Source organism: Ferranicluibacter rubi, from assembly GCF_011603255.1.
In the GTDB taxonomy this organism is placed as follows: domain Bacteria; phylum Pseudomonadota; class Alphaproteobacteria; order Rhizobiales; family Rhizobiaceae; genus Ferranicluibacter; species Ferranicluibacter rubi.
The window spans coordinates 294993-309360 of record NZ_JAANCM010000003.1; the positions used below are offsets into that span (position 1 = coordinate 294993).

A 14368-nucleotide genomic window follows, 5' to 3' on the forward strand; every position below is an offset into this window, starting at 1 on the left:
GTCGCAATCCCTCCTTTACTTGCGGGACATGATGCCCTGCGGGCGCCATGCGAGAACGACGAGGAAGACGAGATGTCCGGCGAGGACGCCCCAGCCGGGATCAATCCGCGAGCCGATGACCTGGGCGATACCGAGAACCATCGCACCGAGGAAGGCACCCCAGATGGAGCCCATGCCGCCGATGATGACGGCCTCAAAGGCGTAGATCAGCTGCCCGCCGCCATCAGCCGGCGCAATGGTCGTCCGGGTGGCCTGGAAGACGGCGGCAATCCCCAGAATACCCACCGCCACGGCCGTTGCCTTGGCATAGATCGACTTCGTATCGATGCCGGAGAGGGTCGCGGCATCCCGGTCGGCGGCGGCAGCCCGCAAGGCCCGGCCGAACTTCGTGCCCTTGAGCACCATGGACAGGCCCGCCGTGAGGATGACGGCTGTGACGAAGACGAGGATGGGAAGCAGACCGATATACATCTCGCCGATCTGGAACGACTTGCTGGCCAACGCGCCCGCGTCGAGCGACCGCGTATCGGCGGACCAGATGGCGAGCATGGCATTCTGGAGCGCAATGGATATGCCGAAGGTCGCGATCAGCGACGGCAGCGGATCGTCGCCCACGAGCCGGTTGAGGATGAACCGTTGAAGTGCCCAGCCGACGAGCGCACCGATCGGCACCAGCAGCAGCACCAGGAACCCGGGGCCGAGCCCAAAGACAGCCGCGAGCGAAATGCCGATCAGTGCCAAGAGGACGACGAGGTCGCCATGCGCGATGTTGACGATCCGCATCACCCCGAACATCAGCGACATACCGATGGCATACTGGGCATAGAGCCCGCCGAGCAGCGTGCCCTGAATGATTGCATCAACCCACCGCATGTTTCACCCCGAAATAGGCTTCTGTTATCTGCTCGCGAGAGATGTCCGACGACGCTCCCGTCAGGGTGATCCGGCCTTCCAGCATGCAGTAGATACGGTCGGCGCATCGCTGTGCGAGGGATACGTCCTGCTCGACGATGACGATGGCAGTGCCGGTCGCGCGGATGCTGGGGATCATCGCGTAGATCTCGCCGATGACCTTCGGTGCGAGGCCGAGGCTGATCTCGTCGCAGAGAAGCAGCTTCGGCTGCGCCATGAGCGCGCGGCCGATGGCCACCATCTGCTGCTGCCCGCCCGACAGTTTCTCGACCACCTGCCGACGCCGTTCGGCGAGGATCGGGAAGAGATCGTAGAGACGCTCGAGGGTCCAGACGGTTTCACCCGGCTCGACGGTGCGCGCGTGATCCAGAGCAACGCGCAGATTGTCCTCGACCGTCAGTCCCTTGAAAAGCCGACGTCCTTCGGGGACGAGCGCCAGTCCCTGGCGCGACAGTGTGTGCGCGGGCATGGCGGCGATATCGCGCCCATTGAAGGTCAGTGTGCCGCTCTTGACCGGAAGCAAACCGACGAGCGTCTTGAACAGGGTGGATTTTCCAGCACCATTGGCGCCGACCAGCGCGACGGCCTCGCCCTTTGCCACGTCGAAATCGATCGAGAACAGCGCCTGGAAATCGCGGTAGCCGCCACAGAGCGCGCGGGCTTTCAATAGCATTTCGCTCATGCTTCGATCCCCATATAGACGCGGCGGACTTCGGCGTCCCGCATCACCGCATCCGGCTTGCCCTCGGCAATCTTCTCACCAAAGCTCAGCACCATCATCCGGTCCGCGACGGCCATGATGGCGTGCAGCACGTGCTCGATCCAGATGATCGTCACGCCGCGATCCCGCAGCCGCGCGATCAGCGTCACGAGATCCTTCGCCTCGCCATCCGTCAGCCCGCCGGCGATCTCGTCCAGCAGCAAGAGCTTCGGCTTACCCGCCATGGCGCGGGCCAGTTCCAGCCGCTTGCGGTCGAGCAGTGTCAGGCTGCCCGCCGGGCGGTTCGCCTTGTCGCCCAGTCCGCATTCGTCCAGCGTCGTCGCACAATGATCGTAGGCGGCCTGCCCCCGCATCTGCCCGGCGAACGTCGCGGAGACCAGCAGGTTCTCGAACGTCGACATCTGCGTATAGGGACGGGGGATCTGGTAGGTCCGGCCGATCCCCTTTGCGGCCCGCTTGAAGGCGGGAATACCGGTCATATCCTGACCATCCAGAACCACGGCACCGACATCGGCGGCGATATCGCCGCTGATGAGGTTGAAGACCGTTGTTTTGCCGGCCCCGTTCGGGCCGAGCACCCCGAACACCTCGCCCCGACCCACCTCAAACGACAGGTCCTGCGTCACGCGCAGAGCACCGAAGGATTTCGACAGGTTCCGGGCGGACAGAAGAGCCGCGCGTCCGGCGTGGCCCTCCGGGCTTGCATCCGTCAGCCCTGCCAAGACATCATCTCCAGCTTGGCCTGGGGTTCCATGATCGGATAGGTCTTCGCCTCGACGATCTTCAGATCATAGGGCCATTTTTCGCCCTTGCGCCACTGCCCGCCGAGAATCGGGGTCTTAGAGACGTTGGGGTGCGGGCCGTTCGCCCACTTGACCTTGCCGACCATTGTGGTGAGATCGGTCGCCTTCAATGCATCGCGCACAGAAGCCCGATCGAGCGGATCCTCGGCGCGCTTCAGCGTATCGAGCACGACCTCCCAGATAGCATGTGAGTATCCCAAGGGCTGGGTCCACTGCTTGCGGGTCTTCTCTTCCCAGGTGGCCGCCAGTTGAGCGGAGCTTTCCCCTGTCAGCGTGGAGGCATAGGGAAAGGCCGGCGTCCACCAGACTTCGGTCGACATGCCGTTGCCGAGGCTTCCCAGCGCCTCGACGGCGGAGGGAAACAGCAGGCCGGCGGCAATCGTGGCAATCTTCGGCTTGAAACCCTGCTGCGCGCATTGGATGGCCGCCGTGCGCAAGTCGCCAGGAAAGACGAGCCCGCCGAGGATATCGCAGCCGGCACTCTTGAAGGCGGCGATCTGTGCGGAGAAGTCGTTGGTGCGCGGCTCGAAGAGCGAGGGCTTGACCACCTCGAAGCCTGCAGCGCGCAGGGCCGGCGGCAGACCGAATTCCTCGCTGCCCCAGACCTCGCCATCCGTGTTTCGCGGCAGCAGCAGACCGACCTTCTTGTTCGTCTCCGCGCTCGACCACATGTTGACGAACGACGCGATGATGTCTTCGAGGCCCCAGAAGAAATGGTAGGTCCACTCGAAGGCATCGCCGCCGCGCGGCATGATGACGGCCTGCCAGGGGGCGGTGGAGGAGACGGAGGGGACGCCGTTCAGCTCCGCCTGCTCCGAAACGGGCAATGTCACATCCGTCGTGGAGGCGGGAATGATGATCTGGACTTCTTCGTTGAGGATCAGCTCGCCGGCCACTTCCGCCGCCCGGTTGGCGTTCGACTGCGAGTCCCGCTCGATGATCTCGACGGCATAGGTCGTGCCGCGAATGTCCAGTCCGGCGCCGATATGCTTGCGGATGAAATCCAGCGCATAGGCATCCGTCTCGCCGAACGAGCCCATGGCTCCGGTCTGCGGACTGACGAAGCCGATGCGGATCGTCGGGTTGGAGGCTGCTTTCAGATAGGCTGGAGCAGAAAGGGCAAGCGCCCCGACGCCGAGCCCCTTGAGGGCTGTGCGACGCGTCAGTACCTTCGGTATCGTCATGATGGTTCCTCCCTTCGGCGTTTCGCCCAACGAGACGATGCGTTCCCGGTAGCCGGGCTCCTCCCGCATCCCCCTCGTCAGTGCGTGCCGACATCGGTGTTAGCGCCAGAAAATCGCCTTGTCGCGGCCCGGGAATGCAATGTTCCCTCAGAGCAAAAAGCTCTGTCCTTCTCAGCAAAGCCCGATCGATCAGGATCACTATTGTAAGCATGGCGGCAGTTTTGCTGCGCGTTCTTGAAGGCATCCAGGGAGGAACACCATGCCCGAAGCAGCGACAAGCGAGTTTTGGCGCGATATCAAGCCCATCACCAAGGTCTTTCAGCCGGACGCGAAACCGGAAGTCTATCTTCCGAATGCTCCGACCGAGGACGACAAATATTACGTCCCGTTCACGGAAACGGTCTCATCGAGGCCGCTCTGGATCTCTCCGGAGAAGAACATGTGGTGCGACGTGCTCATGGCGAAGAAGGCCGGGCTCGTGAACCGCCACTATCACCCGCACGAGGTCTTCGCCTACACGATCTCCGGCAAGTGGGGTTACCTCGAACATGACTGGACCGCGACAGCCGGCGACTTCGTCTACGAGACGCCCGGTGAAGGGCACACGCTGATCGCCTATGAGAGCGACGAGCCGATGCGGGTGCACTTCAAGGTCACCGGGCCGCTGGTCTGGCTGGACGAGGATGGCGAACCGAACGGCTATTTCGACGTGCACGACTACATCCGCATGGCACGCGAACACTACGAGAAGGTCGGCCTCGGCGCCGATTACATCAACGCCCTGATCCGCTGATGTCTCGGGAAAACGACACCGGCTTTCTGGCTGCTGTCTGGCATGGCGCGGGCGATGTTCGGATCGAACGTCGCCCGCGCCGACCGCTGCGAAACGGCGAGGTCCGCCTCGCCGTGTCCTTTTGCGGCATTTGCGGCAGCGACCTGCACGAATATGCGAATGGGCCGCACGCGATCCCGGTTGGGAAACCGCATCGCGTCTCCGGTGAAACGGCGCCACTCGTGATCGGCCACGAGTTCACGGGCGTGGTGACCGAGGCTGCGGCAGGCGTCGCGATCGCCGTGGGCACGCGGGTGGCGGTGGAGCCCGAATATCGATGCGGCAGCTGCGAAGCCTGCCGGCGCGGCGAATACAATCTCTGTATCGACATGGGATTTGCGGGCCTGATGGGTTCGGGCGGAATGTCCGAGGAAGCCATCGTCCCCGCCTATATGCTGCATCCCCTGCCCGATGCCGTGACGGATCGCCAAGCAGCGGTGCTGGAGCCGGCGGCGGTTGCCCTGCATGCTTTGCGGCGCGGCCGCGTTCGCGCCGGCGATACCGTTGCCGTGGCCGGCGCGGGTCCGATCGGGCTTCTGATCGCGCAACTCGCCCGTGTGGCGGGGGCAAGACGGGTCGTCGTCAGCGACGTTTCCGAAGTGCGCCTGGCCCTGGCGCGCGATCTCGGCGCCACCGACATCGTAGACGCCACGGATCAGGATCTTGCGGCTGTCGCAAACGGCGTGGATGTCGCCTTCGAGGCCGTCGGCATCCAATCGACGCTCGACGCGGCGTTCGCTTCGGTTCGCAAGGGCGGCCGCGTGGTCCTCGTTGGTCTCTGTAACGGTCGGGTCTCACTCGACGGCTTCGACATGGTCAACCGCGAGTTGGAGCTCATCGCCTCCGTCGGCTATCGGGACATCTATCCCGACCTGATCGGCATGATCGCAAGCGGCCTCTTCGATCCGTCGCGGATCGTTACGCGGGACGTCCCGCTGACCGACGCGGTGACGGACGGTCTCGAGCGCCTGCGCAAGCCGGGCGACGATGTGAAAATCCTCATCAATCCCCAAGAAAAAGGAGAACGATCATGAGCTTTGTGCCGGATCTGTTCAAGGAAAAGACCGTCGTCGTCATCGGCGGCACCTCGGGTATCGGGGCAGCGGCGGCGGCAGCCTTTGCGGAACTGGGTGCCGAGGTGCACGTGGCAGGCCTGAACGCCGGCAGTCCGGAAGCGCCGGCTGGACCGCATGTTTCGGTAACGGAATTGGATGTCCGCAATGGCGCGGTGCTTGCCGCTCTTCTCGATCCGCTGCCGCGCATCGACGTGCTCATCAACTGTGCCGGCGTCAGTCGCGACCGGAACGAGTGGAATCCCGAGACGTTTGCGGATGTGATGTCCATCAACTTCTTCCCCGTCATGGAAGCGTCCCGGTTGGCGCGGCCGAAGATGGGCAGCGGCTCGGCGATCGTCAACATCGCCTCGATGTATGCGACCTTCGGCGCTGCCGATAGGCCGGCTTACGCCTCCTCCAAGGGTGCCATCGTCCAGCTGACCAAATCTCTTGCGCAGGAATTTGCGCCGGAGGTGCGCGTCAACGCGGTCGCGCCCGGCTGGATCGTCACGCCGCTGAGCAAGGGCCTGTTCGCCAACGAGGCCGCCTCCGGCCCCATCATGGCGCGCATCCCCTTTGCCCGCTGGGGCGAAGCCCGGGAGATCGCCGATGCGATCGTCTACCTCGCCAGTCCGGCCGCGAGCTACGTTACCGGCATCGTCCTGCCGATCGATGGCGGCTACCTCACCGTTTGACCCGTTCCGTTTTTTAGATATGATCCTTATGCAATACGCATGGCTTGGGAGGGCCATGTGAGGTGAGGAGGATGAAATGCTCGAAGGTACTCATGTCGTGCCGCGTGGCGCCAAGGCGCATCCGGGCATAGCGTTCGATACGCGTGACGTCGCCGTCAACGACCGTATCGACTACTGGGAGGAACGTTGCGCAGAGCGCGTGGTCGGCCTGCGCTGCACCAGCATGTCCGAGGGCGGGCTGGAAGCGCGGTTCGAATATTGCGACTTCGGCTCCATCAAGATGATCGACATCACCGGCAACCAGCATGTGATCGAGCGTTCGCCGTCCCTTCTCCGGCTCTTCGAGAAGGACAGCGTCTTCCTGACCTTCCTGCGCAAAGGCTCGGCATTCGTGAACCGGGCCGAGTCCTGCAGCATGCTCGGCGAGGGCGACGTTGTTATCTACGACACCAATAAGCCCTATATGCATGGCTTCCCAGCCCAGATGCGCCATGTGATCTATGAAATTCCCGGAGAGGATTTCCGCAAGAGATTTCCGCGCTGGGAGCTGAACGAGGCCGTCCGCTTCGATGCCCTCCTCAATCCCACGCGCATCGTTTCACGGGCGCTGCGGGAGGTCGTGGAAACTGATCTCAGTCTTGTCGAGACGACTGCCCAGCGGCAATCCCACGAGGAGCGTCTGTGGACCGTCCTTGAAACCGCCCATGCCTTTTCGAACGGGAAGGTGCGTTCGGCCTATCACACCGCCGTCAGAACACGCGTCAGTCAATACATCGAAACCCACCTCCACGATCCCGAGCTCTGTCCCACCGGCATATCGCGCGAAATGGGCATGAGCCTGCGCCAGCTCAATCGCCTGTTCGAAGGCGACGCGAATACGCTCGCCTCGCTCATCCTCACGCGTCGCCTACAGAAATGTCGTGCCGACCTCGCGCGCCCGGGCCCTTTTCCGAAAAGCGTGTCGGACATCGCGTTCAATTGGGGCTTCCGCAATCTATCCCACTTCTCGAAGCGGTTCCGGGACGAGTTCGGCATATCTCCTTCGGGCTTTGCCGAGATGGCTAGGCGTTCGAATCCTTGAGTTTCGTGCGCTCTGCCTCGCGCCACGCGCGCGGGGCACTGCCGGTATGCTTGACGAAAAACCTTGAGAAATAGGCAGGATCGGCAAAGCCGAGACGGTCGCTGATCTCCCGAACGGTTCCGAAGGTAAAAACCAGCTCGCGTTTGGCTTCGTCGAGCAACCGACCGGCGAGAAGTTCGTGCGCGCCCTGCCCGCTCGTGGCCTTTACGACGCGGTTCAGATGCGTCGGTGAAATGCCGAGTTCGGCGGCGTAGAAGGCAACCGGCTTGTGCAAGCGGAGATGGCGGTTGATCAGGGCGTCGAGTTGCTCCATCCGGCGGCTTCGCTCATCCGCCGTCCCGCCATCGCCGCCTTGCGAAAGACGGGCTGCCAGCTGCAAGGCCTGCGTGACATAGGCGTCGAGCAGATCGTTACGCCCGTTTCGCTGCCCGGCATATTCCCGGCCGAGCCGCAGAAGCGTCTCCGCGACATACGCCGCGTCCGGATCGGCTCTGTCGAGCCGGGTCACCCTTGGTTCCGCAAGCCAGGCGCCGAGGGGGCTTCGTCCGCCCGGCATCGTCTTCAGGCGAGAGGCAAGGATCGTGATGACCAACCCGTCCGTGTCCCTGGAGAAGCGGAAGCCGTGGCTCACGCCGGGGGGAACGGTGATGACCGTATCCGGCTCTACGAGAAGGCGCTCCTCACCAAAGATAGCATCGGCGGATCCGGTCTGAATGTACAGGATCTGGAAAAGGCTCTCGTGCTGGTGAAGGCGAATTTCCCAGTGGTGCAGACGGCTGCGCGACGGGATACTTTCGCAGTGCAGCCAGAGGCTTGGTACCTGACCGGACTGCTCGCCATAGAGATCGTAGGTGGGCACGGCACCCGGCATGATGCATTCCTTTCCGATGTTCGATTTGTGCAATTTTCTGCCGGGATTGTCCATTGTCGTCACGCCCTCCTCCGCCGACAATCGGGGCCGAACGTACCTGTGGGAGGTGGAAGCGTGGGAGGAAATATGCGCACCCAGATCGCCATCATCGGCTCGGGCCCGTCGGGGCTTCTGCTGGGCCAGCTTCTGACGGAGGCCGGAATAGACAACGTCATTCTCGACCGTGCGGACCGGGACTACATTCTCGGGCGCGTCCGGGCCGGGGTGCTGGAGGAAGGCACCGTCGCGCTGATGGACAAGGCGAAGGCCAGTGGTCGGCTCCATGCCGAAGGCCTTCCGCATGACGGCTTTTCGCTGGCCTTCGACGGCCGCGATCACCGGATCGACCTTCTCGGTCTTACCGGTGGCAAGCGCGTCATGGTCTATGGCCAGACCGAGTTGACCCGCGACCTGATGGACCGCCGCGAAGCCGGCGGCGCCTTGACGATCTACGGCGCCACTGATGTCCAGCCGCACGGTTTCGATACTGAAAAACCGTACATAACCTACGAGAAGGACGGGACAGCGCACCGGCTGGACTGCGACTTCATTGCCGGTTGCGACGGATTTCACGGCGTAAGCCGCAAGGCGGTGCCCGAGGGTGCGATCACCGGATACGAACGGGTCTACCCTTTCGGCTGGCTGGGCATCCTCTCCGACGTCGCCCCCGTCAGTCACGAACTCATCTATGCCAACCATCCGCGCGGATTTGCGCTGTGCTCGATGCGCTCGGAAACGCGTAGCCGATACTATATCCAGTGCGCGCTCTACGAGAAGGTGGAGAGCTGGACCGACGACCGCTTCTGGGATGAGCTGCGCCGGCGCCTGCCCGTGCATCATGCGGAGGCCCTCCAGACGGCCCCGTCCTTCGAAAAGTCGATCGCGCCGCTCCGGTCCTTCGTTGCCGAACCCATGCGCTTCGGTCGCCTTTTCCTCGTCGGCGATGCCGCCCATATCGTGCCGCCGACCGGTGCGAAAGGCCTGAACCTCGCCGCAAGCGACGTGAACTACCTGTTTTCGGGTCTGCTGGAGCATTACACCGATCGCTCGAATGCCGGCATCGACGCCTATTCCCAGCGCGCGCTGGCACGCGTCTGGAAAGCCGTGCGCTTTTCCTGGTGGATGACGACGATGATGCACCGCTTTCCCGACTCCGGCCCCTTCGACCAGAAGATCCAGGAAGCCGAGCTCGACTACCTCACCCATTCGGAAGCCGCCTCGAAAGCGTTGGCCGAAAACTATGTCGGCCTGCCTTACTGAGCGCGGCACCGATGACGTGAGAGCTCTTCCGGCAGGTGGAAATCCCTGCCGGTGGCTCCGGTGAGCAACATCTCATCCGCTACTTGGGGCTGAAAAAACCTCTCTCAGGCCTTCGCGCCAAGGCGCGCGATCGTATCGAGCATCTGAAGAGACAGGCGCAGCGATGCGGCCGTGGCCATGACCATCTGTGGAAGGATCAGCCATTCCAGCGTCCAGGCGGCGCCGGAACGCTCCTGCTCATGCACGAGCGACTGGTAAAGGGCGGAAACCTGAACCGCATTGAACCGGGCAAGCGCCACAAGCGTTTCCGCCGCGACCGGATTCTGCTTGTGCGGCATGGCAGACGATGCGCCACCGCCGGAGAGAGCGATCTCGTCGCCACCTTGCGCAAGCAGGGCGATGTCCTGCCCCATCTTGCCGGCAGCCCCCGTGATCAGCGACAGGAGGTGACCGATATCGGCGACAAACCCGCGCTGGCTCTGCCATTGTGGCGTATCCGCCAGCCCCAGATCCTGCGCGATCAGGGTGCGCACGGCGTCTGCCTCCGCACCCAGCTTTTCCAGCGTGCCCGCAGCACCGCCGAACTGGAGCGGAAGGATTTGGTGAGCCAGCCTTTCCCGCTCTTGTACAAAGGGCGCGCGCCAGCTGCGCAGGCGATCCGAAACCGTGATCGGGATCGCCGCCTGCATGCGGGTTCGCCCCATCAAAGGCTGCCCGCCGAAGCTCTCGTCAAGCCCGTCCAGCTTGAGAATGAGGTCGTCGATGCGTCCGGCAAACAGGGAGAAAACCGTCTTGAGGCAGAGGACGAGGCTGCTGTCGATGACATCCTGGCTCGTCGCGCCGACATGGACATGTGCCGCTGCCGCACCGCCGACCGCCTGACGAAGCTGCCGGACCAGCTCGGGAACGACGACCCCATCGGTCGCGGTCGCCTGCTTCAACAACGCGATATCCGGGGCGAATGTTGCGCAAACCTCGGCGATACGCTCTGCGGAGGCTGTCGGGATCAGCCCCCGCCCGCCCTCCGCGCGTGCCAGCGCCGCCTCGAAGGTCAGCATGGCCCTGATATCGGCGTCCACCGAAAGCAAAGCCGCAACCTCGTCATCGCCGAGAAGACCGGAGAGGAAAGGATGATCGAAGGCGGCGATGCTCATGGGTCGGCTCTTTCTTAGTTTCCGATATCGTGCCCTCAAGCATATCCGGTAAACACGGGTTCACCGGACATGCCCTAGATATCGAGGAACACGGTCTCCGACGTTCCCTGCAGATGGATGTCGAACGTATAGTCGTTGCCGTTCCGGCTGGCGATCATCGTCTCGACGCGGGCCCGATGTTCGATCCGCAGCAGCACGGGATCGGCCGCGTTGGCCTCGGCCTCCTCCGGGAAATAGAGCCGTGTGTGCAGGCCGATATTGATCCCCCGCGCGACGATCCACAGGGTGACATGCGGCGCCATCATCCGCCCGTCCTTGAAGGGCACGCGGCCGGGCTTGATCGTTTCGAAGCGGAAGACACCGTCCTCGGCAGCCGTCGCGCTGCGTCCCCATCCGGTGAAGTTCGGGTCTGCGGTTCCCCGTCTCTCTGACGGGCTGTTGTAGAGGCCCGCACTGTCGGCCTGCCAGATCTCCACGATAGCGTCGCGCACCGGCGTGTCCGCACCGTCGAAGATGCGGCCACTGACGGTGATCCGGTCCCCGAGCGTCTTTTCGTTCACCAGCGCAGATCCGAGATCGCCGGCATAGACGCCGTCGATGCCGCAGCTGTTCGGCATGAGGCCGATATGGACGTAGGGGCCGGCTGTTTGCGAAGGCGTTTCCTTCAGTATGTCGATTGACCGGAGCATCTAGTTTCCCTCCAGCCGGTTTTCGAACAGCGTCGAGCGGCGGCCCCGCAGGATGATATCGAAGCGGTAGGCGCGCGCGTCCATGGGGATCGTGTTGTTCCAGTCGAGCGGCGCGATCAGCTGCTCGATGGCGGCCTTGTCGGGGATCGTATTGACGATGGGACATTTCCAGATCATCGGATCGCCCTCGAAATACATCTGCGTGATCAGCCGCTGGGCAAAGCCATGTCCGAACACGGAAAAATGGATATGGGCCGGGCGCCAGTCATTGACGCCATTCGGCCAGGGATAGGCGCCGGGCCTGACCGTGCGAAAGGCATAGTGGCCGTCATCGTCGCAGATCGCGCGACCGCAGCCGCCGAAATTGGGGTCGAGGGCAGCAAGGTAGGTCTCCTTCTTGTGCCGGTAGCGACCGCCCGCATTGGCCTGCCAGAACTCGAGCAGAGCGCCGCGCACCGGCTTGCCACGCTCGTCGAGTACGCGACCGTGCACAACGATCCGCTCTCCGATCGCGCTTTCGCCGGGCTTGGCGAAATTATGGATCAGGTCGTTGTCCTGCTCCCCGATCATTCCGTGGCCGAAGACCGGGCCTGTCGTTTCCGACAGCGTGCCATCCAGCGACAGAAGCGCGCGCTGCGGCGCGCGCAGAACCGAGGTCTTGTAGCCGGGGGTGAGTGCCGGCGAGTGCCATGTTCGGTCTCGTCCGAAGAACGCGCCGGTTTCCGGCTTGTCATTGGATGGTATCGACATCTTATCCTCTCTCCCCCTGCTCCGCTGCGGCATCCATTTCGGCATAGGTCCGCTTGGCAATCTTGATGGCGTGGTTGGCGGCGGGAACGCCGGCATAAATCGCCACATGCAGTAGGGCCTCGCCGATATCCTCACGCGAGGCTCCCGTGTTCAGCGTCGCCCGAATATGCATGGCAACCTCCTCGTCCTGACCAAGCGCCGCCAGCAGCGCGATCGTGACGATCGAGCGTTCCCGCTTCGTCAGCGTATCGCGCGACCAGACATGGCCCCAGGCCGCCTCGGTAATGAGCGCCTGAAACGGCCGATCCATCTCGGTGGCCGCAGCCTCGGCCCGGTCCACATGTGCATCTCCCAGCACAGCACGCCGCGTGGCCATGCCCTGCCGGTATCGCTCGGAATTCAACGCGGACATCGTCAAGCCTCTTGATCGAGAGTGAGGAGGAAGGTGCTTATGGTTTCGGACAGTGCGTCCGGTTGCTCGACACAAGGAATGTGCCCGGCATCGGCGATGATCTCGAAACGGGAACCCAGGATCAGTGTCGCGGTGGAGCGCACGAGGTCCGGCGGCGTGGAGCCGTCCTGATCCCCGACGATGCAGAGCGTGGGAACCGCTATGCGAGCGGCGGCAGCCGTGTAATCCGCATCGCGGATCGCGGTGCATGTGGCTGCATATCCCGCGACCGGCTGCCGGACCAGCATCGTGCGATAGCCGGCATAGGCGGCATTTTCAGGGCTTCGAAAGGCCGGCGTGAACCAGCGCTCCATCACGGCATCGAGAATACCCTCGATCCCACCCTCCTCGACGGCCCTTATCCGTCCGTTCCACATGTCAGGCGTTCCGATCTTGTGCGCGGTGGCGCAGAGAACGAGCGCCCGCACCAGATCCGGCCGGCGCTGGTATAGCGCCTGCGCAATCAGTCCGCCGACGGACAGGCCACAAATGACGGCGCGTCCAATGGAGAGATGATCGAGAAGGCCGGACAGGTCGTCCGCGTGATCCTCGATGCTTGAGGCCTCACCACCAATGTCCGAAAGGCCATGTCCCCGCATGTCATAGAGAACGATGGCGAAGGCGTGCCGCAGACGATCTGCCACGTCGTGCCAGATACGAAAATCGGTGCCGAGCGAATTGATGAAGACGAGCACCGGTTTTTTCGCCGGATCGCCGATGATCTCGTGATGAATCGTGACGCGGTTGACGGTTACAAATCGCATGCTCACCTCCCAGCCGCAGAATGGCGCCTTGATCCGGTGCTGTAAAATGATAATTCAGGTGATACCGATAACCAACGAGTTATGTATCCATGAGCGAATCCGGCATCAAGGTCCGGCACTTGCAGACGTTCGTCGAGGTCGCCCGGCAGAAAAGCGTTGTCAAGGCAGCGGCCGGCCTCCACGTCAGTCAGCCAGCCGTGACCAAGACCATCCGCGAGCTTGAACAAATCCTCGGTGTCGCCGTCATCGAACGCGAGGGACGCGGCATCCGGTTGACGCGGCATGGTGAGGTCTTCCTGAGACACGCCGGAGCGGCTCTTACAGCGCTACGGCAAGGCGTCGACTCGGTGTCTGGTGAGCGTTCCGGCGAGACGCCGACGATCCGCATCGGCGCACTGCCGACCGTGTCCACGCATATCATGCCGCGCGCCATGCAGCTCTTCATGAACGAAAAGACCTGGAGCCGCGTCAAGATCGTCACGGGCGAAAATGCCGTGCTTCTCGAGCAGCTTCGTGTCGGCGATCTCGAACTGGTGATCGGCCGCCTGGCGGCAGCGGAGAAAATGACCGGATTTACCTTCGAGCATCTCTATTCCGAGCAGGTCGTCTTCGCCGTCCGGGCAGGACATCCGCTACTGGCGCGCAACAGCTCGCCGCTTTCCCGTCTCAGCGATTATACGATCCTGATGCCGACGCGCACCGCGATCATCCGCCCCTTCGTCGACAACCTCCTGATCGTCAACGGGATGGGGCATCTCCCCGACCAGATCGAAACAGTCTCGGACGCCTTCGGACGCGCATTCATCCAGATGAGCGACGCCGTCTGGATCATCTCCGAAGGCGTCGTCGCCAGCGATATCGAAAATGGCGCCCTGGCAAAACTGCCGATCGACACCCGGGAAACCCGCGGTCCCGTGGGGCTGACCATGCGCGCGGATAGCATGGCCTCGCTGCCCCTCTCGATCCTGCTGCAGACGATCCGCGAGGCTGCGTCAGAAGCGCACCAGCTCATGTCGCGGCCAGGCTGATATCTGGGACGTAAACATCTCGGCATTGCTGTGCAGGCAGTCAACGAAGCCGGCGCGGTTCGAAGCGAAATCGAAACCG

The 14368-nt window shown here is 63.1% G+C and carries 16 protein-coding genes; 6 read left to right on the forward strand and 10 right to left on the reverse strand.

The annotated features are described in order from the left end of the window. Positions 1-15: 15 nt before the first annotated feature. Genes G8E10_RS08060 through G8E10_RS08075 form a run of 4 tightly spaced genes read right to left on the reverse strand, consistent with a single transcriptional unit; the run spans position 16 to position 3620 of the window. Positions 16-873, reverse strand: a complete 858-nt coding sequence (locus G8E10_RS08060) for a branched-chain amino acid ABC transporter permease (RefSeq protein ID WP_110801649.1) — start codon at positions 871-873, stop codon at positions 16-18. After that, positions 860-1594, reverse strand: coding sequence for an ABC transporter ATP-binding protein (locus tag G8E10_RS08065; protein ID WP_110801648.1), 735 nt, complete (start codon positions 1592-1594; stop codon positions 860-862). The genes G8E10_RS08060 and G8E10_RS08065 overlap by 14 nt, the downstream gene beginning before the upstream one ends. Further along, the gene (locus G8E10_RS08070) at positions 1591-2355 is read right to left on the reverse strand and encodes an ABC transporter ATP-binding protein (RefSeq protein ID WP_486187681.1); all 765 of its coding nucleotides are present in this window, start codon (positions 2353-2355) and stop codon (positions 1591-1593) included. Before G8E10_RS08070 ends, G8E10_RS08065 begins: the two co-directional genes overlap by 4 nt. Then, positions 2343-3620 carry an ABC transporter substrate-binding protein gene (locus tag G8E10_RS08075; RefSeq protein ID WP_132665025.1) on the reverse strand — a complete coding sequence of 426 codons (1278 nt, stop codon included), beginning with the start codon at positions 3618-3620 and terminating at the stop codon, positions 2343-2345. Before G8E10_RS08075 ends, G8E10_RS08070 begins: the two co-directional genes overlap by 13 nt. Before the next feature lie 259 nt (positions 3621-3879). Here G8E10_RS08075 and G8E10_RS08080 point away from each other — a divergent pair, with 259 nt between their 5' ends. The 4 genes from G8E10_RS08080 to G8E10_RS08095 all read left to right on the forward strand — a co-directional run bounded on the left by G8E10_RS08080 (position 3880) and on the right by G8E10_RS08095 (position 7283). Further along, entirely contained in the window at positions 3880-4413 is a 534-nt protein-coding gene (locus tag G8E10_RS08080; protein ID WP_110801647.1) for a 2,4'-dihydroxyacetophenone dioxygenase family protein, read from the forward strand. Further along, positions 4413-5486: a 2,3-butanediol dehydrogenase gene (locus G8E10_RS08085; RefSeq protein ID WP_110801646.1), complete on the forward strand. Its 1074-nt coding sequence runs from the start codon at positions 4413-4415 to the stop codon at positions 5484-5486. Before G8E10_RS08080 ends, G8E10_RS08085 begins: the two co-directional genes overlap by 1 nt. Further along, positions 5483-6202 carry an SDR family NAD(P)-dependent oxidoreductase gene (locus tag G8E10_RS08090; RefSeq protein ID WP_110801645.1) on the forward strand — a complete coding sequence of 240 codons (720 nt, stop codon included), beginning with the start codon at positions 5483-5485 and terminating at the stop codon, positions 6200-6202. Before G8E10_RS08085 ends, G8E10_RS08090 begins: the two co-directional genes overlap by 4 nt. A 76-nt stretch (positions 6203-6278) precedes the next feature. Continuing rightward, entirely contained in the window at positions 6279-7283 is a 1005-nt protein-coding gene (locus tag G8E10_RS08095; protein WP_110801644.1) for a helix-turn-helix domain-containing protein, read from the forward strand. Here the strand turns inward: G8E10_RS08095 and G8E10_RS08100 are convergent. Next, positions 7264-8154 carry a helix-turn-helix domain-containing protein gene (locus tag G8E10_RS08100; RefSeq protein WP_132665024.1) on the reverse strand — a complete coding sequence of 297 codons (891 nt, stop codon included), beginning with the start codon at positions 8152-8154 and terminating at the stop codon, positions 7264-7266. The two genes, G8E10_RS08095 and G8E10_RS08100, sit on opposite strands and share 20 nt — an antisense overlap. Before the next feature lie 126 nt (positions 8155-8280). On the opposite strand from G8E10_RS08100, the gene pobA reads away from it, so the two are divergent. Continuing rightward, complete coding sequence (gene pobA / locus G8E10_RS08105; RefSeq protein ID WP_110801643.1) at positions 8281-9453, forward strand: 4-hydroxybenzoate 3-monooxygenase; 1173 nt, start codon at positions 8281-8283, stop codon at positions 9451-9453. Positions 9454-9557: 104 nt separating this feature from the next. Here the strand turns inward: pobA and G8E10_RS08110 are convergent, their stop codons facing one another. The 5 genes from G8E10_RS08110 to pcaD all read right to left on the reverse strand — a co-directional run bounded on the left by G8E10_RS08110 (position 9558) and on the right by pcaD (position 13261). Beyond that, positions 9558-10607, reverse strand: coding sequence for a 3-carboxy-cis,cis-muconate cycloisomerase (locus tag G8E10_RS08110; RefSeq protein ID WP_110801642.1), 1050 nt, complete (start codon positions 10605-10607; stop codon positions 9558-9560). 74 nt (positions 10608-10681) lie between these two features. Further along, positions 10682-11296, reverse strand: a complete 615-nt coding sequence (pcaG, locus tag G8E10_RS08115) for a protocatechuate 3,4-dioxygenase subunit alpha (RefSeq protein ID WP_110801641.1) — start codon at positions 11294-11296, stop codon at positions 10682-10684. Continuing rightward, positions 11297-12046 (reverse strand): protocatechuate 3,4-dioxygenase subunit beta, encoded by a 750-nt coding sequence (gene pcaH / locus G8E10_RS08120; protein ID WP_092936626.1) that lies wholly within the window; start codon positions 12044-12046, stop codon positions 11297-11299. 1 nt (position 12047) lies between these two features. Continuing rightward, positions 12048-12458: a 4-carboxymuconolactone decarboxylase gene (gene pcaC, locus G8E10_RS08125; protein ID WP_110801640.1), complete on the reverse strand. Its 411-nt coding sequence runs from the start codon at positions 12456-12458 to the stop codon at positions 12048-12050. 2 nt (positions 12459-12460) lie between these two features. Beyond that, positions 12461-13261 (reverse strand): 3-oxoadipate enol-lactonase, encoded by an 801-nt coding sequence (pcaD, locus tag G8E10_RS08130; RefSeq protein ID WP_110801639.1) that lies wholly within the window; start codon positions 13259-13261, stop codon positions 12461-12463. Positions 13262-13350: 89 nt separating this feature from the next. Here pcaD and pcaQ point away from each other — a divergent pair, with 89 nt between their 5' ends. After that, positions 13351-14289 (forward strand): pca operon transcription factor PcaQ, encoded by a 939-nt coding sequence (pcaQ, locus tag G8E10_RS08135; RefSeq protein WP_110801638.1) that lies wholly within the window; start codon positions 13351-13353, stop codon positions 14287-14289. The last annotated feature ends 79 nt before the right edge of the window (positions 14290-14368 follow it).

Excerpts from the sequence above, each read along its gene's own strand:
- G8E10_RS08060 (WP_110801649.1), bottom strand. The coding sequence starts at position 873 with ATGCGGTGGGTTGATGCAATCATTCAGGGCACGCTGCTCGGCGGGCTC.
- G8E10_RS08065 (WP_110801648.1), bottom strand. The coding sequence starts at position 1,594 with ATGAGCGAAATGCTATTGAAAGCCCGCGCGCTCTGTGGCGGCTACCGC.
- G8E10_RS08075 (WP_132665025.1), bottom strand. The coding sequence starts at position 3,620 with ATGACGATACCGAAGGTACTGACGCGTCGCACAGCCCTCAAGGGGCTC.
- G8E10_RS08080 (WP_110801647.1), top strand. The coding sequence starts at position 3,880 with ATGCCCGAAGCAGCGACAAGCGAGTTTTGGCGCGATATCAAGCCCATC.
- G8E10_RS08085 (WP_110801646.1), top strand. The coding sequence starts at position 4,413 with ATGTCTCGGGAAAACGACACCGGCTTTCTGGCTGCTGTCTGGCATGGC.
- G8E10_RS08090 (WP_110801645.1), top strand. The coding sequence starts at position 5,483 with ATGAGCTTTGTGCCGGATCTGTTCAAGGAAAAGACCGTCGTCGTCATC.
- G8E10_RS08095 (WP_110801644.1), top strand. The coding sequence starts at position 6,279 with ATGCTCGAAGGTACTCATGTCGTGCCGCGTGGCGCCAAGGCGCATCCG.
- G8E10_RS08100 (WP_132665024.1), bottom strand. The coding sequence starts at position 8,154 with ATGCCGGGTGCCGTGCCCACCTACGATCTCTATGGCGAGCAGTCCGGT.
- pobA (WP_110801643.1), top strand. The coding sequence starts at position 8,281 with ATGCGCACCCAGATCGCCATCATCGGCTCGGGCCCGTCGGGGCTTCTG.
- G8E10_RS08110 (WP_110801642.1), bottom strand. The coding sequence starts at position 10,607 with ATGAGCATCGCCGCCTTCGATCATCCTTTCCTCTCCGGTCTTCTCGGC.
- pcaG (WP_110801641.1), bottom strand. The coding sequence starts at position 11,296 with ATGCTCCGGTCAATCGACATACTGAAGGAAACGCCTTCGCAAACAGCC.
- pcaH (WP_092936626.1), bottom strand. The coding sequence starts at position 12,046 with ATGTCGATACCATCCAATGACAAGCCGGAAACCGGCGCGTTCTTCGGA.
- pcaC (WP_110801640.1), bottom strand. The coding sequence starts at position 12,458 with ATGTCCGCGTTGAATTCCGAGCGATACCGGCAGGGCATGGCCACGCGG.
- pcaD (WP_110801639.1), bottom strand. The coding sequence starts at position 13,261 with ATGCGATTTGTAACCGTCAACCGCGTCACGATTCATCACGAGATCATC.
- pcaQ (WP_110801638.1), top strand. The coding sequence starts at position 13,351 with ATGAGCGAATCCGGCATCAAGGTCCGGCACTTGCAGACGTTCGTCGAG.